A 21,349-nucleotide genomic window follows, 5' to 3' on the forward strand; every position below is an offset into this window, starting at 1 on the left:
ATTCATGGACTTCTGATAGAGTGAAACGATTGACCAGTCGATTGGAATGCGAGGCAAAGACGCCAGCTGGACGGCACAATCAACTGCCGGTCGCCAGCAGGTCGTCAAATGGCTCAAATACCTCGAAAACCAGTTTAGGGCTCGCAAATGCGGCAGAGCCGATGGCGACATGGAGCTTCGAGTGGATATGCCACGACCTTGGGATCAAGGATCTGCGCCAACTGCAGCTACCGAACATTCGCGCCCCATCATGACTGAGGCCAAGAAGCGGTTTCATTTCAATGGGCACGCTCCAGCGCTCGGGCTGTCGCGTCAGCCTGCCAAGAAGAGACATGCCGGAAACGAAGAAAGGCTACGTGTCGACCTATAGCGCCGCGCGGGTCTCGTCCTGGCCGTCGAGTGAAGGGCCGGCACTCGTGTTCGCGCTGTCCACCCGCGAGTTTTGGTCAAGCGCCGTCATCGAGTGTGTCGATTATTGGCCCCCGTCATTTTGCGAGCGTTGGACAGACGCGAAGACTGTGAGCGCGAACAACGACCGGCGAGGCTGCGAGGGCGGCAAACCGGCCCTCGACCACCAATGACGGTCGAGATTGGCGCTGCAAGCCTGGTGTGCGGAACTCGCAGTCGTGACCTCCGCTCTCGCGATATGTCCAGGACGCCCTATCTCCTCCAATTTCGTGCTCTTTAATTCGACAACGGGTCTGTCTTTGCCTATGAGAATGTGCCGCGAGTAATGGGTTCGTGACGTGCCACCAACATTGCGAGATTTTGATGAAAAATACGCCTGCCTCTGAACAGAAGAAAGCATCCTTGGGCCTCGATCCTGGCGTCGCGATCGGACTGGCGGGCACGCTTGTCTTCTTCGTAATCAGCGGTCTCATCGCCTTTCTCAATCTTCAGACGTTGGAAGGGAGTAATCAGCGAATCGTTCAGACCCATGTAGCAATCGTTGCTCTTGATGAGCTGCTCTCGCGAGTGCAGGACGCCGAAACCGGGCAGCGCGGCTTTCTGCTGACATCCAACGAGACCTACCTCGCACCGTTTGATGCCGCGCTGCAGGCAATACCATCGAAGTTGCAGGACATTGATCGGTTGACGGGAGAAAATTCTGGCCAGTCGGAGCGGCTTGCGACCCTCAAGCACCATGTCGATGCCAAGCTCGCCGAGTTGAAGGAAACAATAGACCTGCGTCGAAACGATGGGTTGCAGGCGGCCTTGGCGGCCGTGAACTCGGATCGCGGCAAGATCGAGATGGATGCCATTCGCGCACAGATATCCGCCATGGCACAGCGCGAGGGGGAAGTTCGCCTACAGCGCATCGCGGAAATGAAAGGTGCCCAGCAAACAGCATTGACGAGCACAATATTATCCGGGCTGGTCGGCATGGTGCTGACCTTGGTCATCGGGGCGCTCATCCGGCGGGCAACGTTAGCGCGTCGACGCGAAGACTGGTTGCAGTCGGGTCAGGTTGGACTGGCGAACGCCATGATGGGGGACCAGGCACTCGATCAGTTAGGCAACAGCATCTTGGAATTCTTGATAAGCTATCTGGGGGGAATAGCTGGTGCGGCCTTTGCAATGGACCAGGACAAATTCAAGCGCATTGCCGCTTTTGGTGTACCGGTCAATGCAGCTATTCCAGACCATTTTGGCCCGCGTGAAGGCCTTCTAGGCCAGGCCGCGGCGCAAGGCCGACCACTGATCTTCGGCGAGGTGCCCGACGGATACCTGGTTTTTGGCTCGGCACTTGGCAGGCATAAGCCTCGTCATCTTGCAATTTTCCCAGGCACGGTCGATGGAAAGGTAAATTCCGTCATCGAGATTGGTTTTCTGCGCCCTGTCGACGCGTTGGTACAGACACTTCTGGAACGGGCGTCAGAGGCTGTCGCCATCGCCGTGCGATCTGCCGCCTATAGAAGCGCTTTACAAGACCTTCTTGAAGAAACTCAGCGCCAGTCGGAGGAACTTCAGACCCAGAGTGAAGAACTTCGTGTATCGAACGAAGAGCTCGAGGAACAAGGCCGTGCGCTGAAAGAAACGCAGACTCGCCTGGAGCAGCAGCAGGCCGAGCTGGAACAGACAAATTCGCAGCTCGAAGAGCAGGCGCAGGAACTCGAGTTCCAGCGCGACAATCTTGAGCGCGTCAACGCGTCCGTCGAACTGAAGGCAAGAGAGCTTGAGCAGGCCAGCCAGTACAAGTCCGACTTCCTGGCAAACATGTCTCACGAGCTGAGGACGCCACTCAACTCTTCGTTGATTTTGGCGAAGCTGCTTGCAGACAACCCGGACGAGAACCTGACTGCCGACCAAGTCAGATACGCTCAGACGATCCAGTCATCCGGCAATGACCTTCTAAACCTGATCAATGACATTCTCGACTTATCGAAGATTGAAGCTGGTCATGTGGAGGTCAGGCCGGAAACTGTTGTTATCGAGCGCCTTGCCAACAACCTACGGCAGGTCTTCCAACCATTGGCCTCTGAAAAGGGACTGGCTCTTACATTTGAATATGCCGAGGATGTTCCAGCGACGATCGAGACCGATCCGCTACGCCTGGAGCAGATACTCAAGAATTTACTTTCGAATGCCATAAAATTCACGCAGTCGGGCAGCGTCGCTCTCATGATTGCCGCGGAGGGTGCGCAGGCAATTTCGTTCGCTGTCACCGACACCGGTATCGGTATCCCCTCTGATCAGCAACAGCGCATATTCGAGGCGTTCCATCAGGCCGATGGCACGATCAGTCGCCGGTATGGTGGCACGGGGCTCGGTCTCTCGATCTCGCGCCAGCTCGTACGGCTGCTCGGTGGGACAATAGAATTGGCGAGCCAGCCCGATAAAGGAAGTACCTTCACGGTCACCGTGCCGCAAAGCCATCGGCGAGCCTTGCTTCCACTGGCGGATGTGACGCCCCGCTTCACGCCGCAGATGGCGGGCGTGGTCGACCAGGTTGAACAAACGGCCAGAATGCAAACCGCGGCCCCACGGGCGCGAGCCCTGGATGACGACCGTGCCGTGCTCGATAGCGCAAGGCGCGTCTTGCTGGTGATCGAAGATGATGCATCGTTTGCGGCAATCGTCAGAGATCTATCGCGCGAAATGGGCTTCCAAGCTTTGGTCGCCGGCACGGCGGAAGAGGCGCTAAGGCTTGCCAAGGAGTACAGACCGAACGCGGTCATCCTGGACGTGGGCTTGCCCGATCAATCCGGCCTGGCGGTGCTTGATCGCCTCAAGCACGACGTCGAGACCCGCCACATGCCCATCCATATGATTTCCGCCGAGGATCATAGCGAAACAGCGTTGTCCCTGGGTGCCGTCGGCTACGCGGTCAAACCGGTCAAACGCGAACAACTTGTCGAAGTGCTGGAGAAGTTGGAGCTCAAACTGGCACAGGATGTTAGACGTATCCTGATCGTGGAGGACGATCCAGTGCAGCGCGAGGCGGTTGCTAAACTTCTCGGTTCGCGAGGGGTCGAAACGCTGACGGTTGGGACTGCCGGGGAGTGTTTGCAAGTGCTCAAGGATGGCACCGTCGACTGCATGGTTCTCGACCTGTCGCTCCCTGATGCTTCAGGCTACGCCCTTCTTGAGACCTTGAGTGCGGAAAGTGCCTACGCGTTTCCGCCGGTTATCGTTTACACCGGGCGAGAACTATCGCAGGACGATGAGCAGCGACTGCGCCGTTATTCCAAGTCGATCATTATAAAGGGCGCAAAGTCACCTGAACGTCTCCTCGATGAAGTCAGCCTGTTCCTGCATCAGGTGATCTCCGAGTTGCCGCACGAACAGCAAAAGATGATCCGCAAAGCACGCAATCGCGATTCCATCCTGGAGGGTCGTCGTATTCTCGTGGTGGAAGACGATGTTCGAAATGTGTATGCGTTGACTAATATTCTCGAGCCCCGTGGCGCGATTATAGAAATAGCCCGCAATGGGCAGGAGGCAATAAACGCACTTGAGAGGGCCTCTCAAGCCGATGCTTCGATGATAGACCTCGTGCTGATGGACGTGATGATGCCGGTGATGGACGGCCTGACGGCCACCCGCGCAATCCGCCAAAATCCCGCATGGAAAAAGCTGCCCATACTCACGCTGACGGCGAAGGCAATGCCAGACGACCAGCAACGCTGCATCGAAGCCGGTGCAAATGACTACATGGCCAAGCCCCTCGACGTGGACAAGCTGTTGTCGCTGGTACGGGTTTGGATGCCCAAATGATGGGAGCGGAAGATCCGAAAAGCGTTGAAGATATCGAGATCCGGCTACTTTTGGAGGCGTTGTTTCTCACCTATCACTACGACTTTCGCGATTATGCGATGGCGTCCGTGAAACGTCGCCTGCGCCAAGCCCGCCAAGCTCTGGGGTTTGCCACGATCTCAGCAATGCAGGAACGCGTCCTGCACGATCCGTCATTGCTCCCAAAGCTTTTGGGATATCTGACCGTGCAGGTCAGCGAGATGTTTCGCGATCCCACCTTCTTTAGGGCAATCCGTGAAAAGGTTGTCCCCCACCTGAGGACATATCCTTCGCTGAAGGTCTGGATTGCGGGATGCAGTGGCGGCGAGGAGCTCTATTCGATGGTGATCCTGTTTCGCGAGGAAGGCTTGGAAGAGCGCACCCTGTTTTACGCGACAGATATCAATGCGCAAGCTCTTGAGGTTGCGGAGGCCGGCATTTACGCTCTCGATCGAATGCAACTATTCACGGAAAACCACCGTATGTCGGGAGGTAAATCGTCTTTGTCCGACTATTATCAGGCGGCCTATGGCAGGGCATCTTTTGACAAAAGCCTACGCCGCAACGTGGTTTTCTCAGATCATAGCCTGGTGACGGACGCTGTCTTCGCCGAGATGCATCTCATCTCTTGCCGCAACGTGCTGATCTACTTCGACCGGGATCTGCAGGACCGTGCGCTAAGGCTCTTTGAGGCCTCCATGGTCCGAAAGGGATTCCTAGGCCTCGGCGCCAAGGAAAGCCTGAGATTTTCGGCACTTGCGGGGTCCTTCGAGGAACTGTCAAGAGAAGACAAACTCTACCAGAAGCGGGGCGGCTGATGGCGGCCCGTTTTGACGCGGTGGTCGTAGGAGCGTCGGCGGGCGCGTTGGAGGCGCTTTCGGCCATTCTGCCTTTGCTTCCCCCGCATTTTCCGCTTCCGATCATGGTCGTCGTTCATCTGCCGCCGGGCAGGCCTAGTGCCTTGGCCGAGCTTTTCGCGCTCAAATGCCAGATGGTCGTCAAGGAAGCGGAGGACAAGGAGCCGATCTTGCCCGGTACCATCTATTTCGCGCCACCAGGCTATCATCTACTCGTGGAAGTCGATAAAACACTGGCTCTTTCGAGCGATGAGCCGGTCCTTTTCTCACGTCCCTCTGTCGATGTGTTGTTTGAAACCGCGGCCGACGCCTATAGAGAAAGGCTGATAGCGGTCGTTCTAACCGGCGCCAACAGCGACGGCGCACACGGCCTGAAGGCGGTGGTTGAGGCAGGCGGCGTCGGGCTAATCCAGGATCCCGCGACCGCACACTCCGCTTTCATGCCGGACGCTGCCGCCAAGGCAAGTCCTGAAGCCCTTATTATGACGCTTGCGTCGATTACGGAATATTTGCAAAAAGGTTTGAATTCATAATGGACGCCGTTCCCTTTCTTCTTGTCGACGATCTGGAGGAGAACCTTCTTTCACTCGAAGCGCTTCTTCGGCGTGAAGACCTGGTTTTACTGAAGGCCCGATCGGGCGATGAGGCATTGGAAATGCTTCTTCATCACGACGTTGCCCTTGCCCTCGTCGATGTTCAGATGCCGGGTTTGACCGGTTTCGAGCTCGCCGAGCTAATGCGCGGCAATGAACGCACCAGGCGCATCCCCATTATCTTCGTGACCGCCGGTAGCACCGATGGGCAGCGTCGTTTTCGCGGCTATGAAGCCGGAGCGGTCGACTTCATTCAAAAGCCGATCGAGCCGGATGTTTTGCGAAGCAAGGTGGAGGTCTTTTACGAGTTGTTTCGACAGCGCCAGCAGCTGGCTGCGCAGCGCGATGAACTCAAAGCCCAGCGTGATGAGCTCGCATCGCAAGCCGAAGCACTCAAAGCGGCGGCGGGTCATAAAGATGTCCTGCTACGAGAGATCAATCACCGCATCAAGAACCTGTTCAGCTTGACCGCGGGGCTGATCTCTTTAAGTGCCCGGCCCGCCAGAAGCGTTCCGGAACTGGAGGCTGATCTCAGATCCCGACTACACGCCCTATCTCGGGCACACGAATTGACATTGCCGGACCTTGCGCTCGACGGTGTCGGGAGTGAGATCGCAACAACCGTGACCGCACTCCTTCGCGCTATCGTGGCGCCGCATGAGCATGATGAGGATTCTCGCATCGAGATTTCGGGAGCGGACGCGCCGCTGACGGGCAGCGCGCTTACCTCTCTTGCGTTGCTGCTGCATGAATTGACAACCAATGCGGCCAAGTATGGAGCGCTTTCGGTTCCCGACGGTAAACTGAAAATTGAAGTCGAGGCGGCCGATGAGGTGTTGTCGATCAAATGGTCGGAGGCAGGGGCGATGAAAGTCGAGGGAGTACCAAAACGAGAGGGATTCGGATCGACCCTCGAAAAGGCCGCTCTGCAGGGCCTGAGTGGGCAAATCTTACGAGAGTGGACCGAAGATGGGCTCAGGCTCCAAGTCAGCATTCCACTTCCGTCTCTCGTCAGGCTATGACGGGTCGAGCGAACCATATCGCCTTGGATGGGCCGCCGAAGCTGTCACATGCCACCGGCCCGTTTTGGACTTGATCTCTCTGACAGCCGCCTAGATTTCTCAGCGATCGGGTAAAAGTGACACCGTAAGACATGAAAAAACATACCGAAGAGCGTCTTGCAGCCATCGTCGAATCGTCGTTTGATGCGATTGTCAGCAAAGATCTTTCAGGCACCATTGTTAGCTGGAATAAGGCCGCCGAGCGAATGTTCGGTTACCGAGAGCATGAGGCTGTCGGTAAGCCGATTTACCTGATCGTCCCGGACGACAAGCACGATGAGGAAACGCTTATCCTTGCCCAACTCAAACGGGGTGAGCGTATCGACACGTTCGAGACCATCCGTCGCCATCATGACGGAAGGCGCATCCCGATATCCATCACTATCTCGCCGATCAAGAGCCGGGCGGGGAAACTTGTCGGCTCGTCGAGCATCGCCAGGGATATCACCCAAGCGAAGGAAACCGAGCGGCGGCTTCACCTGTTGATGCGCGAGGTCAACCACCGCGTCAAGAACCAATATGCGGTCGTGCTCGCAGTCATCCGGCAAACGGCGATGCGCTCCGCCTCGGTAGGAGAGTTCGAGGCACGCATCCGTGAGCGCGTCATGGCGCTATCCCACTCTCACGATTTGCTTTCACAGGTCGACTGGGCCGGGGTAGAGCTTACCCAGCTTGTCTCGCATCAACTCAAAACGTTCGAGATGATGCAGAGTGTAAACGTCAGTGGTCCCGACATCACCCTTGACGCCAACGCGGTCTTAAACATTGGCATGGCGATACACGAGCTGGTAATGAATTCAATCCGCTTCGGAGCGGCGGAAAAACAAGGTCTGTCGGTGACGTGGGCAGTAATGCCCGCGCACGATGGAGACGGTCAACGCTTCGAGTTGAAATGGGCGGAGCCGGCGGTGGAGTACGCGGATCTACTGTTGCAGGAGGACGGTTTTGGCGCGCTGGTGCTCTGCCGACTTGTTCCGTCAGCTCTATCTGGACGAGCGGCGTGGAGCATCCATGGCGGATTGATTGAGTGGACGCTACACGCCCCTCTCTCCGCTGTCCAAGTCACCCTTCCGTAGCTCTGGAAAATCGACCGGGTTGTCGCTAGTCGCGTTGAGGTGGCAGATCGCTGATGACTTTGATCTCCCTCGAAGAGCTCCGAGCCGAAATTTGATTCATCTCAGCCTCCGACCGAGGTCGCGTTTGTGAACATGTGACGAAGGCGCTTCGGTTATCCTGCGTACTATAGACGGGAACGCCCGCGATCCGGCTGCGACCGGCCTGGGAGATCCAATGCTAGACCTGGTCGCGAGCTTGCGGGAGGGCAAGGAAGTTACCTTTTGATTGTGATAGACTTTGTAGGACGTCTTTGCCGGCCCTGAAAAGCCCGCACGGCTGGTAAAAAGAAGCAACCTTTCCTGACGCTTGTTTGGGGGATGCGCTTGAAATTCCCTTAAGAAAAATCCATCTCACCGCCATCTCTCTAGCATGGAGTTATGGAATGACGACAGTTGATGAGCCGCAGCACGAGCAACATGCTTTCGAAGCCGATGTGACCCGACTGCTGCACATGATGGTGCACTCGGTGTACTCGGACAAGGACGTGTTCCTCCGGGAATTGATCTCGAATGCGGCGGACGCCTGCGAAAAGCTGCGTTATGAATCGATTTCCAACCCACGGCTATCGTCCGATGGGCATGAGCCGGGAATTCTCGTGGCACTCGATGAAGAGGCGCGAACGCTCATTGTCGAAGACAACGGAATCGGCATGAATCGCGAAGAGATGATCGACGCGCTCGGCACGATCGCGCGTTCAGGAACAAAGGCGTTCATGGACCGTCTCGATGCCGCTAAAACTGGAGAGAAGGCGGAGTTAATCGGCCAGTTCGGTGTCGGTTTCTATTCATCATTCATGGTGGCTGACCGCGTCGACGTGATCTCGCGCCGCGCTGGAGACGTCGAGGCCGCAAAGTGGTCCTCTGATGGAAAGGGACGCTATGAGATAGTCTCGGTGGATCCTGGACAAGCGCCAGTACGCGGTACGCGAGTCGTGCTTCATCTGACGGAAGAGGCCAAGAAATATACCAACAAGTGGACGGTCGAGAAGATCATTCGGGATCAATCGGGCCATGTCCCCGTGCCTATACGTCTGGTCGAGAAAGCTGGCGGCGAACCATCACAGGTCTCCGATGGTGCCGCGCTGTGGACCAAGCAGAAGAGCGATATATCCGAGCAGGACTATAACGACTTTTATCACGGCATCTCCGGTCAGTATGATGAGCCACTCGCCAACGTGCATTTTCGAGCCGAGGGCCGATATGAGTACACGACGCTAGCCTTCATCCCAGGCTCTCAGCCATTTGACCTGTTCGACCCCGATCGACAAGGTCGAATGAAGCTCTACGTGAAGAGAGTGTTCATTACCGATGAGGCGGAATTACTGCCGCGTTACCTGCGGTTCGTTCGTGGTGTCATTGATACCCCAGATCTACCGCTGAATATCTCGCGCGAGATGATCCAGGAAAGCCCGGTCCTTGCCGCGATCAAAAAAGGCGTCACGAGCCGGATCCTCTCCTCGTTTGAGAAGATGGCCGAGACCGAGGCTAACAAGTATTCCAAATTCTGGGACCTCTTTGGTGCGATTATCAAAGAAGGCATCTATGAGGATTTGGAACGGCGCTCGCAGTTGCTAAAGCTCGCGCGCTTCCGAAGCACGGCGTCGAACGAAGCGACACGCAGCTTGGCAGACTACCGAGACGCGATGAAGGAAGGACAGTCGGCCATATATTACATCAGCGGCTCCAGCCTTGAACAGTTGCAGTCGTCGCCGCAACTCGAGGGCTTCCGAGCCAAGGGTATCGAAGTCCTACTGCTCACTGACGGCGTTGATAATTTTTGGCCGACGAACGTTGCGAACTTCGAGGGCATGCCCTTTAAATCGGTAACCCAAGGTCTCGCCGATCTGGACGCCGTTGTTGGTCAGGAAGACAGTGACGAGAGCGCTCGACAAACGCCTCCCGACGTGGATGCCTTTGTCGAGTTCGCACGAAACCTTCTTGGTGAGGAGGTCGCCGATGTGCGTGTTTCGGGTCGGTTGACCGAGAGCGCGGTCTGCCTTGTTGCGCCGGAGCATGGCCCCGATCGTCAACTCGAAAAACTTCTTCAGGGGGCGGGCAGGTTGCAGACGCTTTCGAAGCCGATACTGGAGGTAAACGCGCGCAGCAAGCTAGTCATAGACATCGCGTCAACGCACGATCAAGCATTTCGCGAGGATGCTGCATGGCTATTGCTTGATGAAGCACGCATTCTGGACGGCGACAAGCCCGCTAACCCGCGCGCCTTTGCCGAGCGGCAAGCAAGGCTGTTTGCGCTTGCGATGAACCGCGACATCTGAGAAATATTCCGGCGAGGTCGTGGCCGCGACCTCGCCGGAATACGGACGAATGAGGCCTCAGCGCTACTTGGAGCTGGTCCAGATTTGCTCATCGATGAATGTGCGATGATGGAGGCGCGAGACTTGACTGGAAAACAATATCCGGCGTGATCCATCTTCAAAAATGTGGGGCTCTCCGCGTGAGATTTGCCAATCGTGACAGCAAAGCCGGCGCAGCCTGGGAAGGCTCGGTTTGATTTGGAAATGACTGTCGTGTGGGTTAGCGAACCTGCTGGTGATGAGCCAAGCCCCAAGAATTTCGCTGGGGCCTCCCGACCCCAGCGACGCTAGCATTACTGACGCGAGGTCAGATCGTCGGGTAGTTCGGCATTATGGTACTTGCGATAGATATCGCGCAGTATCATGTTGTCAAAGTTGGTCTTTACCCACTGGTCGAGCCAACCCTTTAGAGCCGTCTCGCCTTTTGGGATGCCGATGCCAAGATTGGTTTCCTTCTGGGTGAATTTCACCTGCAGCGGATTTGCGGTCATTTTCTTGTTGATGCCGTTGATGACGGCCGACTGGCTCGACAGGACATCTACCTGACCGGATACGACGGAAGTGATCAACGTCGCATCGTCCTCGAAGCGAACGATATCGGCGCCCTTGGCCTTGGCGGTAATATCCTGGTCGTTTGTGGTGGCGCGGGTCACACCGATGCGCTTACCTTCCAGATCGGCATAGTCCTTGATCGCGACGTCAGCCGGACCGGCCACCACGAGAGCAAGCGTCGCGTAGGGGACCGAATAGTCGATCGCCTTCTTGCGCTCCTCGGTGATGCCGAGCGATGAGACGACCATGTCTGCCTTGCCCGTCTGGACTGAGGGCACCCGAGCAGCGTTGGTGATTTCCACGAGTTCCAGTTCGACACCGAGATCCTTGGCGATGAGTTTTGCGGTCTCGACATCCGAGCCCGTCGGCTTCAGGTTTACGTCGACAAAGGAATACTCCGGAATGCCCATCGCCACGGCGATGCGGACCTTCCCGGACTTCTTGATGTTGTCAAGCACGTCGGCATTGGCGACCGATGCAAGGGCCATGAGGCCAGCTCCGGCGATAAGCGCGAGTTTCGAAATCATTTTCGTCGGCATTTGAGTCTCCTCTCTCGTTTGTCCGACCCTGCGGTGTCACGCAGGTCCTCCTCCTAAGCTCATAGCTCTTCAGCCATGAACTCCTTCAGTTCCGGTGTCTGCGGATTGGAGAGGATCTCTGCCCCTCCGGTCTCCCAAACCTTACCGGTATGCATGTAGATGACGCGATTGGCGGCCCGCTTGGCGAAGCCCATCTCGTGGGTGACGACGATCATCGTCATGCCGCCGCGGGCTAGATCTTCCATGACGCGCAACACTTCACCGGTGAGTTTCGGATCGAGCGCCGATGTCACTTCGTCGAAGAGCATCACCTTCGGCTGCATCGCGAGCGAGCGGGCGATGGCCACGCGCTGTTGCTGGCCGCCGGAAAGCTGTTCGGGATAGTTGTCGAGCTTCTCCAACAGGCCGACCTTGGCAAGAACCTGCTTGGCGATCTCATAGGCCTGGTCCTTGCGAATTCCTTTTACGCGGCGCAGCGCCAGCATGATGTTTTGTGCGACGGTCATGTGCGGGAAGAGATTATAGCTTTGGAAGACCATGCCTATATCGCGGCGAAGCGCGCGCAGATCGAGCTTCGGGTCCTCGACACGGTGGCCGCAGACCTCGATCGTGCCGTCCTGGATCGTCTCTAGCCGGTTGATGCAACGCAGCGCGGTGCTCTTTCCGGATCCCGACTGGCCGATCAGGGCCACGACCTCCCCGGTATTGATTTCGAAGGACACGCCCTTCAGCACCTCGAGGACGCCGAAACGCTTGACGACATTGGTGAGCTTAACGGCGGCCGGCATTGAGTTTCCTCTCAAGCGAACGGCTCCAGACCGACAAAGGATAACAGACGCAAAAATAGAAGAGCGCTGCGATGCCGAAGACCAAGAACGGCTGGAACAGGGAGTTGTTGATGACCTGCGCGGCGCGTGTCAGCTCCAGGAAGCCGACCACGGAAGCGAGCGAGGTATTTTTGACGAGCTGAACGAGAAAGCCGACCGTTGGCGGTGTCGCGATCTTCAGCGCTTGCGGAAGGATAACGTCGCGCAACGCCTGCCAACGGGTTAGGCCCAGGCATTCCGCCGCCTCGAATTGCGTCTTCGCGATCGATTCCACCGCGCCGCGCCAGATCTCGCCGAGGTAGGAGCTCGAATAGACCATCATGCCGAGGCCGGCAGCAACGAGCGGCGCCACCGCCACACCAAATACGCCGAGGCCGAAATAAAGTAGAAACATCTGGATCAGCAGCGGTGTGCCTTGCACAATCTGGATATAGATTAGCGCCGCGCGCCGCAGCCAGCGGAAGCGGGAGACGCGAGCCAGCATGACGAAGAAGCCGGCAATGCCACCGAGAACGAAGGCAAGTGCCGAGAGCACGACGGTCCAGAGCAGGCCGTCTACCAGATACAAGAGATGGTTGGTCGAAAACGCGCCGAGCATCGTTACCTCACACACCAAGCCCGAGCCGGCGGCGGCGCGGGAATGCGATGAGGCCGAGCGCGAAGAAGGCAGCGCGCATCAGATAGGTGATCGCGATATAAAGAAGCGCAACGACGAAATAGGTCTCGAGCGAACGGAAAGTGTTCGACTGAATGTTGTTGGCGACCCCGGTCAGCTCTTCGGCCGAAATCTGCGAGCAGATCGACGTAGAAAGCATCATCAGGATGAACTGGCTGGAGAGCGAGGGATAGACGCGTTCGATCGCCGGCAGGAGGATGATGTCGCGGTAGATCTGAATTTTCGAAAGGCCGAGTGCTTCGGCCGCCTCGATCTGGCTTGGATGGATCGAATCCATCCCGGCGCGGACGATCTCGGCGGTGTAGGCGCCGACATTGATGACCATTGCAAAGACCGAAGCCGCGATGATCGGCAGCCGCAGTCCGATCGATGAGAGGCCGAAGAAAATGAAGAAGATCTGCACGATGAACGGCGTGTTGCGCACCGTTTCGATGTAGACCCCGACGATGCCGCGTAGAATGCTTGAGTTCGAGCGGCGACCCATCGCGCAGGCCAGGCCTATAATCATGCCGATGATCACCGAAAACACAGTGATCTCGATGGTCGTCAGTGCACCGGCCAGGAAGTCCTGCCAGTACGGCAAGAGTGCACGAAAATCGAACTGATACTGCATAACTCCTCCGTGCGCAGCGGGTCACGCCGGCGCTAATGCCTTACCGTGCAAGCCAGCCACCATCGACCGGGATAACGGCGCCGTGGACGTAGTCGGATGCAGCCGATGCAAGGAACACGGCGGTACCGCCAAGCTCCGATGGCGAGCCCCAGCGTCCAGCCGGAATGCGCGCTAGAATGGCGGCATTGCGGTCTGGGTCTTCGCGCAGCGCTGTCGTATTGTTCGTCGAGAAATAGCCGGGTGCAATCGCGTTGACGTTGACGCCCTTGCCGGCCCATTCACAGGCGAGCAGTCGGGTGATCCCTGCAAGGCCGCTCTTTGAAGCCGTGTAGGATGGTATGCGGATGCCGCCCTGAAAGGATAGCAGCGAGGCGATGTTGATAATCTTGCCGCTGCTCTTTTTCAGCATGTGCCGACCCGCTGCCTGCGATAGGAAGAATGCCGTTTTCAGATTGGTATCGATGACAGTATCCCAATCTTCCTCGGTAAAGTCGATCGCATCGGCGCGGCGGATGATGCCGGCATTGTTGATCAGAATGTCGAGGCAGCCGAATACGGAGATGGTTTCTGCAACGATATCTTTGACCGGAGCGATTGTGCCAAGATCCGCCTTGATCGCGTGGAAGCGGGAACCTGTCTTGTTGACCAGCGCTTCGGTTTCCTCCATCGATGAACGGCCTACGGCAGAGATCGAAGCACCTGCCTCAGCAAGCGCGATGGCGATGGCCTGACCGATGCCGGTATTGGCGCCGGTAACGATGGCGGTGTGGCCCGAAAGATCGAAGGGATTGGCCATCATCCTACCTCAGATCCGCGATGGCGATATGATCCATGTCGGTGAAGCTCTTGTTGTCACCGGCCATGGCCCAGATGAAGCTGTAATTCTTGGTGCCGGCACCCGAGTGGATCGACCAGGGCGGCGAGATGATCGCCTGCTCGCTGGCAACCAGTATATGACGGGTTTGCTGCGGCTCGCCCATGAAATGAAAGACGCGTTGTTCGGCGTCCAGATCGAAATAAAGATAGGCTTCCATGCGCCGGTCATGCGTATGGGCTGGCATGGTGTTCCAGACACTTCCGCCGTCGATCATGGTGAAGCCCATGGTCAGTTGGCAGGACTGGCAGACCTCCGGGTGGATGAACTGATAGATCGAACGCTTGTTAGCGGTCGCCGCCTCGCCGGGTGTCAGATGGCGCGCCTTGTCGCGCGTCAGGAGCACGGTCGGATGGACCTCATGTGCCGGCGTCGAGACCAGATAGAATTTCGCGGGCTTGGCAGCATCAACACTTTCGAAGCGGACATCCTTGGCGCTCTTGCCGACGTAGATGCAGTCGTATTTCTGGAGCTCGTGGCGCTTGCCATCCACGACCACCCAGCCGACATCACCGACGTTCAGAGCGCCAAGCTCGCGTTCAGCGAGAAAAGTATCCTGGCCGATCTCCCTCGGCGCACTGAGTAAAAGCCCTTTACCCAGAGGCATCGCGCCGCCGATGACCATGCGGTCATAGTGGGAATAGGTGAGACGGATCTCGCCGTCTTCAAACACCCTTTCGATCAGGAAATGGCGGCGCAGTGTTTCCGTGTCAAAGGCGCGGACGGCGTCTGGATGGGACGCGTGCCGGACATCGATCTTCATAGGTTTTTTCCCTTCTCTTCAATAGATGCCAAGGGAGATGCAGCATCCTCGACAAAGTAATTCGGGTCCCAGATCTCGGCCTTCTCGACTTCGCCGAGCAGTTTGCCGAGATGGAAGCTCATAGCGGCGGCAGCGCCAGTCTTGTCTCCGGCTTTCATGCAATCGATGACTGCCGAATGCTCCTCGATCACGCGGGCGAGACGTCCTTCCTGCGGGAGCGTCAGCAGGCGGTAGCGATCTGAATGGATTTTTACCTGCTCGATGATTGACCAGATCCCAGGGAAACCGGAGATAGCGCTGATCAGCTTGTGAAACTCGTTGTCGACAACGTGGAAAGCCGTGACATCGTCGTCGTGCACGCAAGCACTGAGATCGGCCAGATTGCGTTCCAGTGCGCGGATACCTGAAGGTGTGATTTTCTCGACGGCAACGGAGACCGTGGTGTCCTCCAGCGCCTTGCGCACCAGGATTGCCTCGTAAAGCGCGCGGCGCGGGATGCGCGAAACAAAAGTGCCGGATTGCGGAAAGACATCGACTAGGCCGTCGTCGGACAGACGAAGGATTGCCTCGCGGATGGGCGTGCGGCTCACTCCGAACTGAGCCTCCAGTTCTTTTTCATTCAGGAGGTCCATCGGCTTTCGGCGTAGTGAAATGATATCGTCGCGCAGCGAATTGTAGACAATCGTCGCTGCGCGCGGGGCCGTTGCACGCTGATGCGAGATCTGTGTTACGCCCGCAAGCGATCGCCTTCTACGCGCCTCGCTCATCGAGCGGCGTCCCGCATGCCTGCGAAAAAGTATCCGACAGTCTTCTCCACCCGATGCCACCTCCCACTGGCAAGGAAGTAGTATATTAGTATCCAAGCTTACGCAAGCGCCCCGTCGCCCGCCTTAAGATAGGGGTGGTCCCGGTGCCGATCGGGAGCGTGTGTCGCAAGGAACGTCGTTGTCAGGTGGTGGCTGATAGTGGGGCGAGGACGAGCCCCTGTCCAAATGCAGACGTGACCTGACATTCAATGAATGAAGCGTATGAGTTTGGCTTTGAAGGCTCTGAAGGCCAAGACGCCATCGTCAAATCGCAGCTCGATCTTGCAACTTCGAGATGCTCAAGGTTGCGGCACCAGCCAACCGCTGGAAGTTTTTAGGCTGAAAGAATTTGATGTTTCAAGCGTGCGGTGGTCCTGCACCCGTAGCGACGCTGTTGAGCGTGAGGGAAGAGCAAAATTTCGAATTCGTGTATCGAAATAGCCGGAAAGAGGGGCATCAGGCCCGCAATCCGGTGGTTTCCGCGAGACTTCCGTGACGCTTAAGAAATCGGCGAAAGTTCTCTGCCACCGCCGAGTCTGGCAGATTGCCGGTGATCGCCTTTCGGCATGCACCGATCATGACATCGTAAGTGATGTCACGCTGATCTTGGGGCCAGTCGTTGAGAAAGTCGAGCACATCATCCACACTGGCGATCTTTCGAACATAGTTCTCGAGCTGCGCAAAGATCGCGCGCTCGAACATTGTGCGTGGCATGTGTTCTAACCTTAAAAGTTTGATGAGGTGAAACTAGGAAAAAAGCGGATGATTTCAAGCCGCTAGGTCCTTTTTCATCATCTTGTGGATGGCGCCGATGACCCGCAAATCCACAAATCAACCGGTAAACGCAGATCTATCAGTAATAAAAGACCACAGCAGTCGAATAGACAGATGTGAACGTTGTTGAGATCCTTGCCTGCGCTTCCTCTTCCGTGATTGATCCAAGAGGGAGCGACGGGTGATTGTTTCAAAAGCGACGGTTGGCGATGTCGAGCTTAACGTTGCTGCTCAGACACAGCCCTGGTGCGCGCGCCTGTGTTAGAGCAAGCGATGTTTTCCGCGGATGATTTTGACGTCCTCAGCGAGGACGAGACTTGTGGGAGGCGGAAGGTCCGACTGCCCGTCGATCACACCGGAGAGATAAGCGATTGCGCTTTTCATCCCAGCGACTGTGTAAGGCTTTTCGATAGCGCCCAGAGCTCCCACGAAGTCGTTCGGAATTTTTTTGATATTACCGCTTACAAAAACAAACGGGATGCCCTCACTGGCCAGATCGCGGCCCACATCGATCCCTGTGGGCCCATCCTGCAGTTGAATATCAACAAATGCGAGCTCGGGGCGCTCCAGCGAGATAGCCGCCTGCGCTTGGCTTCTTGACATCGCGGTTGCCGTCACATGATGGCCCGCCCGCTCAACTTCACTCTCAAGCTCGATCGCGAGGAGCATTTCATCTTCAACGATAAGTACTTTCAAAAATCATTCTCCTGCGCGGTGTCTCCACCGCTGGTGTAACGTCAATTTTACATCGATGCCGCTCGGTCAATTTTTCGATCTCCGCACCGACGTGTTCTGCTTGGTTCTCAAGGAAGCATGCGACTAATTTCGGTCTGGTCGTTAATGCCGAATGGAAGACGTCCGAGCCCGCTGCAATTGTTTCGCGTATACAAGCTGCGCTCTCGCCGCTGGTTCCCCCGCCGTGCAAAACGACAATTACGTTCCCCAACCGCTCCCCTGAAATCGCCCGCCGGTCTTCAAGCGTCCTGTTGCAAAAGATAATCGGGCTGTCTTCGTGATTTGCGTCCGTGCTAATCATCGGCAGGCGCGTTGCTTTGAACGCCGAAGCGAAGGGATCCTCGCGAAGGTGTCGCGCGACCAATCGTTTGCCGGCATCCTGCGCGTCAGATCGTTTCTGTTCGTTATGCTGCATAGTCTTTTGGTCTTAATTGTCAAACGAGCAATGATCGAAATCGCCGATGGCTTCAATGGTTCAACTCTCAAGGCGAGATGGGAGGGGCGTTGAATTTGTAAAGGGTAAGATTGGATATTGGACGCACAAGGCGCTCAAGTCGTCCTACGGATGCCCGAGGCCGGCCAAGCCTAGTCGTTCAGCCTGTGGCGCCGGGAAAGCCCGCAGTCGTTTAGGGGCGAGGCAGTAAGTCTTCTCGGCACCGCAGGGCGTGATCGCTCTGGTTGACGAGCTGTCCGGCCCACGTTGACTGCCGGTCAGTGCGATGCTCACCCAGAAACTGGACTTCACTGGGCGTGTCCGGTTCGATGGTGATCACACCCGTCAATTCGAGCATCTACCGACTTGGATCGGGGCGTTCGGATGCGTCAGGACCCCAAGAGAATCGCGCTTGATGATCCTGAGGAACTGATCGAGGCGTGTTGCGTTTCCTGGGCTGTCCTTTCCTTAAAAATCGAGAGCCGCCGTGACCCAGACCGAGCGCAACAAGACGCAACTGGATGAAAACAATCAAGTAGAAAAGCGCGAAGATCTGCAATCGAAAAGGCTCGACATTGGCACCCCGCAGCAAGAAGTGAAGAAGGCGTCGATAATCCGTCGTCATCCGCTCGCAAGCATCATGATCGTGGTGGCCCTGATTGTCGTTGCTCTGATCGGCTATTTCGTCTGGCTAGTCTATTTTCAACCGTATGAAACCACGGATGATGCTTTTGTCGATGCGCGCAGTTTCTCCGTTGCCGCAAAAATTTCCGGCTACATTGCCGACGTACCTGTAAGCGATAATGAGCGCCTCAGCGCGGGCGCCGTTATTGCCAAGATCGATCCGCGCGACTACCAGATCGCGCTTGACCAAGCGAACGGTCAGATAGGCGTTGCTCAAGCCGCCATCTCGAGTTCTGAGGCGCAGATTGCGGCAGCAGGGGCTGCAATCGAAGAAGCTCAAGCTCAACAAGCCTCCAGCGCAGCTGCCCTTCAATACGCCAAGGACGAAAACGACCGCCAGCAGGAGCTCGTCAAAAGCGGGGCAGGGTCCCAGCAAGCAGCTCAGCAGGCCGCTTCAAGTCTTCGCCAAAGCCAGGCTAGCTACGCGCAATCGCAGGCAAGCGTGACCTCGGCCATCAAGAACCAGAACTCTGCCAAAGCCCAAAAGGCGAGTGCAACCGCGAGCCTACAGCAAGCGCAGGCACAAGCTGAAGCCGCTAAGCAAAACCTGCTCTATACCCAAATCACCGCGGCTCAACCCGGTCGAGTGGTCAAGCTTAGTGGCTCGAAAGGCCAGTACATTCAGGCGGGTCAAGCGATCGCGATGTTTGTTCCCGAAGAAGTGTGGGTGACTGCCAATTTCAAGGAAACGCAATTGGCCGATATGCGCCCCGGCCAGCCGGTTGACCTTGTCATTGACGCGTACCCGGATCATGTCTTGAAGGGTAGGGTTGATTCCATCCAGCCTGGATCGGGCACCGCCTTCTCGTTGCTCCCGGCGGAGAATGCGACCGGCAATTACGTGAAGGTCACGCAGCGCATTCCGGTAAAGATCACGGTCGATAGCTGGCCGAAAGATGTTGCTATAGGCCCTGGCATGTCGGTCGTCCCAACCGTCACGGTCCGGCCGAGGAGCTAAGATGGCCAGCAATGCAATAACTGCGAGCTCGCCAACGGACATGCCTGGCACCCCCAATCCGTGGCTCATCGCTATTGTCGTGTCTATAGCGACGTTCATGGAGGTTCTTGACACTACGATTGCCAATGTCGCTCTCCGGTACATTTCGGGAGGTCTGGCCGTTAGCGCCGATGAAGCGTCCTGGGTGATCACCACCTACCTTGTGTCAAATGCAATCGTTCTTGTCGCATCGAGCTTCATCGCGAAACGCTATGGCCGACGGCGCTTCTATTTGCTTTGCCTTGCCACCTTCACAGTTTCCTCGATCTTGTGCGGTCTCGCCTGGAATCTAGAATCTCTCCTCATCTTTCGGATGATCCAAGGGTTCGCGGGTGGGGGAATGGTGCCAATATCACAATCAATCCTCGCTGATTCCTTTCCGCCCTCCAAGCGCGGCCAGGCATTTGCGATGTTTGGCGTCGCCGTCGTCGTCGCACCCGTGATCGGTCCCACGCTCGGAGGCTACCTCTCGGATAATTTTTCCTGGCACTGGTGTTTCCTGATCAATGGCCCGGTGGGCTTCTTAGCTTTCTTTCTTGTGTACACGTTGGTTAAGGAGCCGGAAGCGCTTAGAGAGGAGCGCGCGCGAATGCGGGAGACCGGGACGCGCTTTGACATTACTGGCTTCCTGCTCGTTGCCACCTTTCTGGGGGCTCTCGAGTTGGTTCTCGATCGCGGTCAGACGGAAGACTGGTTTGGCTCCGGCTTTATCATAACCGCTTCCGCCATTTCAGGGCTAGCGCTTTGCATCGCTATTCCATGGCTACTAACGAGGGCCAACCCCGTAATCGATCTTCGACTGCTGGCAAGCCGTCAGTTCGGTGCCTGTGCAATCGTTATGTTGGCGACTGGCGCTATTTTGATCGCCACGACGCAGTTCGTGCCCCAGGTCCTACAGACAAGCTTCGGGTACACTGCGACCTGGGCGGGCCTAGCATTGTCACCAGGCGGGCTTGTCACAATGTTTATGATGTTTGCCGCCGGTCGGCTCACATCAATATTCCAACCAAAATATCTCATCGCGGTCGGCATGGGGATCATCGCGCTGGCGATGTGGGATATGACGAGACTTAACGCGGATTTGAACTTCGGCTTCTTCGTCTGGTCCCGCCTCTACCTTGGTCTTGGTCTACCCCTGATCTTTATTCCGATCACCGCAGCATCCTACGATGGGCTGAGGCCGGATCAAACGGACCAAGCCTCAGCACTTATCAACGCGGCACGTAATACTGGCGGGTCCATAGGGGTCTCGATCGCCTCGAACGTGCTCGCACACCGAGAGCAATGGCATCAAAGCAGGCTGGTCGAAAATATTGTTCCGTCGGACCCAGGGTACCTCAACAGCTTCGATCAAGCCACCCGGTTTTTTGTCGAGCGCGGGTCGAGCTTATTGGACGCGCAGTCCCTGGCGAGCGGGTGGTTGGCAAAACAAGTGCAAACGCAAGCGAGCTACCTTGCCTATATCGACGTATTCAAGGTGCTGATGGTCATTTCGGCTTGCATGGTGCCGCTCGCACTCATTTTGCGGCGCATCGACCTTAAACAGGCAACGGAAACCCAGGGGCATTGACATAATCGCAGGCAACGAGACACTTTGCCGTTGGCCCGGAGGTCTCTCATAGTCATCGCGAAAAGAAGGACGCTCGGACCTGCGAGACCCTGCTTCTCTCGCACGCGCGGCTATCGCAGCTATTTCAATCCACGGATGTTTGTCATATCGCGACGGCGACATGGCCCAATCACCGCGTCAAGCCGCTGCAAGTGCGCCCCACAGGGTCACACGAACCATAACTCTCACGATGGATGCCTACCGGGGCATCCGCCTAGCGCGCCAAGCAGTGCGAGAAGTACAAACGATGCGATCGCAACATAACAACTGAGATATGGGGCTGGCACGAT

Annotated in this window: 18 protein-coding genes; 8 read left to right on the plus strand and 10 right to left on the minus strand. The window is 56.8% G+C overall.

Annotation, left to right across the window (positions count from 1 at the left end):
- Nucleotides 1–771 precede the first annotated feature (771 nt).
- The 6 genes from ACIQUB_RS17770 to htpG all read left to right on the plus strand — a co-directional run bounded on the left by ACIQUB_RS17770 (nt 772) and on the right by htpG (nt 10,138).
- Nucleotides 772–4,218 (plus strand): response regulator, encoded by a 3,447-nt coding sequence (locus tag ACIQUB_RS17770; RefSeq protein ID WP_402931061.1) that lies wholly within the window; start codon nt 772–774, stop codon nt 4,216–4,218.
- On the plus strand, nt 4,215–5,054 hold the full coding sequence (locus ACIQUB_RS17775; protein WP_402931063.1) for a CheR family methyltransferase: 840 nt from the start codon (nt 4,215–4,217) through the stop codon (nt 5,052–5,054). The genes ACIQUB_RS17770 and ACIQUB_RS17775 overlap by 4 nt, the downstream gene beginning before the upstream one ends.
- On the plus strand, nt 5,054–5,626 hold the full coding sequence (locus tag ACIQUB_RS17780) for a chemotaxis protein CheB (protein ID WP_402931065.1): 573 nt from the start codon (nt 5,054–5,056) through the stop codon (nt 5,624–5,626). The genes ACIQUB_RS17775 and ACIQUB_RS17780 overlap by 1 nt, the downstream gene beginning before the upstream one ends.
- On the plus strand, nt 5,626–6,708 hold the full coding sequence (locus ACIQUB_RS17785) for a response regulator (protein WP_402931067.1): 1,083 nt from the start codon (nt 5,626–5,628) through the stop codon (nt 6,706–6,708). Before ACIQUB_RS17780 ends, ACIQUB_RS17785 begins: the two co-directional genes overlap by 1 nt.
- A 131-nt stretch (nt 6,709–6,839) precedes the next feature.
- Complete coding sequence (locus ACIQUB_RS17790) at nt 6,840–7,823, plus strand: sensor histidine kinase (protein WP_402931069.1); 984 nt, start codon at nt 6,840–6,842, stop codon at nt 7,821–7,823.
- A gap of 422 nt (nt 7,824–8,245) precedes the next feature.
- A complete protein-coding gene (htpG, locus tag ACIQUB_RS17795; RefSeq protein ID WP_402931071.1) occupies nt 8,246–10,138 on the plus strand; it encodes a molecular chaperone HtpG in 1,893 nt (630 codons plus the stop codon).
- Nucleotides 10,139–10,470: 332 nt separating this feature from the next.
- On the opposite strand, the gene ACIQUB_RS17800 is transcribed toward htpG, so the two are convergent.
- The 10 genes from ACIQUB_RS17800 to ACIQUB_RS17845 form a co-directional block, all read right to left on the minus strand.
- Complete coding sequence (locus ACIQUB_RS17800) at nt 10,471–11,268, minus strand: transporter substrate-binding domain-containing protein (protein ID WP_402931073.1); 798 nt, start codon at nt 11,266–11,268, stop codon at nt 10,471–10,473.
- A gap of 59 nt (nt 11,269–11,327) precedes the next feature.
- Complete coding sequence (locus tag ACIQUB_RS17805; RefSeq protein WP_402931075.1) at nt 11,328–12,056, minus strand: amino acid ABC transporter ATP-binding protein; 729 nt, start codon at nt 12,054–12,056, stop codon at nt 11,328–11,330.
- Nucleotides 12,040–12,693 (minus strand): amino acid ABC transporter permease, encoded by a 654-nt coding sequence (locus ACIQUB_RS17810; RefSeq protein WP_018899575.1) that lies wholly within the window; start codon nt 12,691–12,693, stop codon nt 12,040–12,042. Before ACIQUB_RS17810 ends, ACIQUB_RS17805 begins: the two co-directional genes overlap by 17 nt.
- A gap of 7 nt (nt 12,694–12,700) precedes the next feature.
- Nucleotides 12,701–13,384 carry an amino acid ABC transporter permease gene (locus ACIQUB_RS17815; protein ID WP_402931077.1) on the minus strand — a complete coding sequence of 228 codons (684 nt, stop codon included), beginning with the start codon at nt 13,382–13,384 and terminating at the stop codon, nt 12,701–12,703.
- 40 nt (nt 13,385–13,424) lie between these two features.
- Nucleotides 13,425–14,180, minus strand: a complete 756-nt coding sequence (gene kduD / locus ACIQUB_RS17820; protein ID WP_402931079.1) for a 2-dehydro-3-deoxy-D-gluconate 5-dehydrogenase KduD — start codon at nt 14,178–14,180, stop codon at nt 13,425–13,427.
- A 4-nt stretch (nt 14,181–14,184) separates the two neighbouring features.
- Nucleotides 14,185–15,021 (minus strand): 5-dehydro-4-deoxy-D-glucuronate isomerase, encoded by an 837-nt coding sequence (gene kduI, locus ACIQUB_RS17825; RefSeq protein ID WP_402931081.1) that lies wholly within the window; start codon nt 15,019–15,021, stop codon nt 14,185–14,187.
- Nucleotides 15,018–15,788, minus strand: a complete 771-nt coding sequence (locus tag ACIQUB_RS17830) for a GntR family transcriptional regulator (RefSeq protein ID WP_018899571.1) — start codon at nt 15,786–15,788, stop codon at nt 15,018–15,020. Before ACIQUB_RS17830 ends, kduI begins: the two co-directional genes overlap by 4 nt.
- Before the next feature lie 495 nt (nt 15,789–16,283).
- The gene (locus tag ACIQUB_RS17835) at nt 16,284–16,541 is read right to left on the minus strand and encodes a DUF982 domain-containing protein (protein WP_113239011.1); all 258 of its coding nucleotides are present in this window, start codon (nt 16,539–16,541) and stop codon (nt 16,284–16,286) included.
- 321 nt (nt 16,542–16,862) lie between these two features.
- Nucleotides 16,863–17,297: a response regulator gene (locus tag ACIQUB_RS17840; protein ID WP_402931084.1), complete on the minus strand. Its 435-nt coding sequence runs from the start codon at nt 17,295–17,297 to the stop codon at nt 16,863–16,865.
- Nucleotides 17,278–17,751, minus strand: a complete 474-nt coding sequence (locus ACIQUB_RS17845; protein WP_402931086.1) for a hypothetical protein — start codon at nt 17,749–17,751, stop codon at nt 17,278–17,280. Before ACIQUB_RS17845 ends, ACIQUB_RS17840 begins: the two co-directional genes overlap by 20 nt.
- A gap of 505 nt (nt 17,752–18,256) precedes the next feature.
- Here ACIQUB_RS17845 and ACIQUB_RS17850 point away from each other — a divergent pair.
- Nucleotides 18,257–19,411, plus strand: a complete 1,155-nt coding sequence (locus ACIQUB_RS17850; protein WP_402931088.1) for an HlyD family secretion protein — start codon at nt 18,257–18,259, stop codon at nt 19,409–19,411.
- 1 nt (nt 19,412) lies between these two features.
- Complete coding sequence (locus ACIQUB_RS17855; protein WP_113239014.1) at nt 19,413–21,020, plus strand: DHA2 family efflux MFS transporter permease subunit; 1,608 nt, start codon at nt 19,413–19,415, stop codon at nt 21,018–21,020.
- Nucleotides 21,021–21,349: the final 329 nt, after the last annotated feature.

Source organism: Rhizobium sp. NPDC090275 (assembly GCF_044772225.1).
Lineage (GTDB): Bacteria > Pseudomonadota > Alphaproteobacteria > Rhizobiales > Rhizobiaceae > Rhizobium.

Coding starts and splice junctions, on each gene's coding strand:
- htpG (WP_402931071.1), top strand. CDS start 8,246: ATGACGACAGTTGATGAGCCGCAGCACGAGCAACATGCTTTCGAAGCC.
- ACIQUB_RS17830 (WP_018899571.1), bottom strand. CDS start 15,788: ATGAGCGAGGCGCGTAGAAGGCGATCGCTTGCGGGCGTAACACAGATC.
- ACIQUB_RS17770 (WP_402931061.1), top strand. CDS start 772: ATGAAAAATACGCCTGCCTCTGAACAGAAGAAAGCATCCTTGGGCCTC.
- ACIQUB_RS17810 (WP_018899575.1), bottom strand. CDS start 12,693: ATGCTCGGCGCGTTTTCGACCAACCATCTCTTGTATCTGGTAGACGGC.
- ACIQUB_RS17835 (WP_113239011.1), bottom strand. CDS start 16,541: ATGCCACGCACAATGTTCGAGCGCGCGATCTTTGCGCAGCTCGAGAAC.
- ACIQUB_RS17805 (WP_402931075.1), bottom strand. CDS start 12,056: ATGCCGGCCGCCGTTAAGCTCACCAATGTCGTCAAGCGTTTCGGCGTC.
- ACIQUB_RS17845 (WP_402931086.1), bottom strand. CDS start 17,751: ATGCAGCATAACGAACAGAAACGATCTGACGCGCAGGATGCCGGCAAA.
- ACIQUB_RS17780 (WP_402931065.1), top strand. CDS start 5,054: ATGGCGGCCCGTTTTGACGCGGTGGTCGTAGGAGCGTCGGCGGGCGCG.
- ACIQUB_RS17785 (WP_402931067.1), top strand. CDS start 5,626: ATGGACGCCGTTCCCTTTCTTCTTGTCGACGATCTGGAGGAGAACCTT.
- ACIQUB_RS17790 (WP_402931069.1), top strand. CDS start 6,840: ATGAAAAAACATACCGAAGAGCGTCTTGCAGCCATCGTCGAATCGTCG.
- ACIQUB_RS17775 (WP_402931063.1), top strand. CDS start 4,215: ATGATGGGAGCGGAAGATCCGAAAAGCGTTGAAGATATCGAGATCCGG.
- ACIQUB_RS17800 (WP_402931073.1), bottom strand. CDS start 11,268: ATGCCGACGAAAATGATTTCGAAACTCGCGCTTATCGCCGGAGCTGGC.
- ACIQUB_RS17815 (WP_402931077.1), bottom strand. CDS start 13,384: ATGCAGTATCAGTTCGATTTTCGTGCACTCTTGCCGTACTGGCAGGAC.
- ACIQUB_RS17855 (WP_113239014.1), top strand. CDS start 19,413: ATGGCCAGCAATGCAATAACTGCGAGCTCGCCAACGGACATGCCTGGC.
- kduI (WP_402931081.1), bottom strand. CDS start 15,021: ATGAAGATCGATGTCCGGCACGCGTCCCATCCAGACGCCGTCCGCGCC.
- kduD (WP_402931079.1), bottom strand. CDS start 14,180: ATGGCCAATCCCTTCGATCTTTCGGGCCACACCGCCATCGTTACCGGC.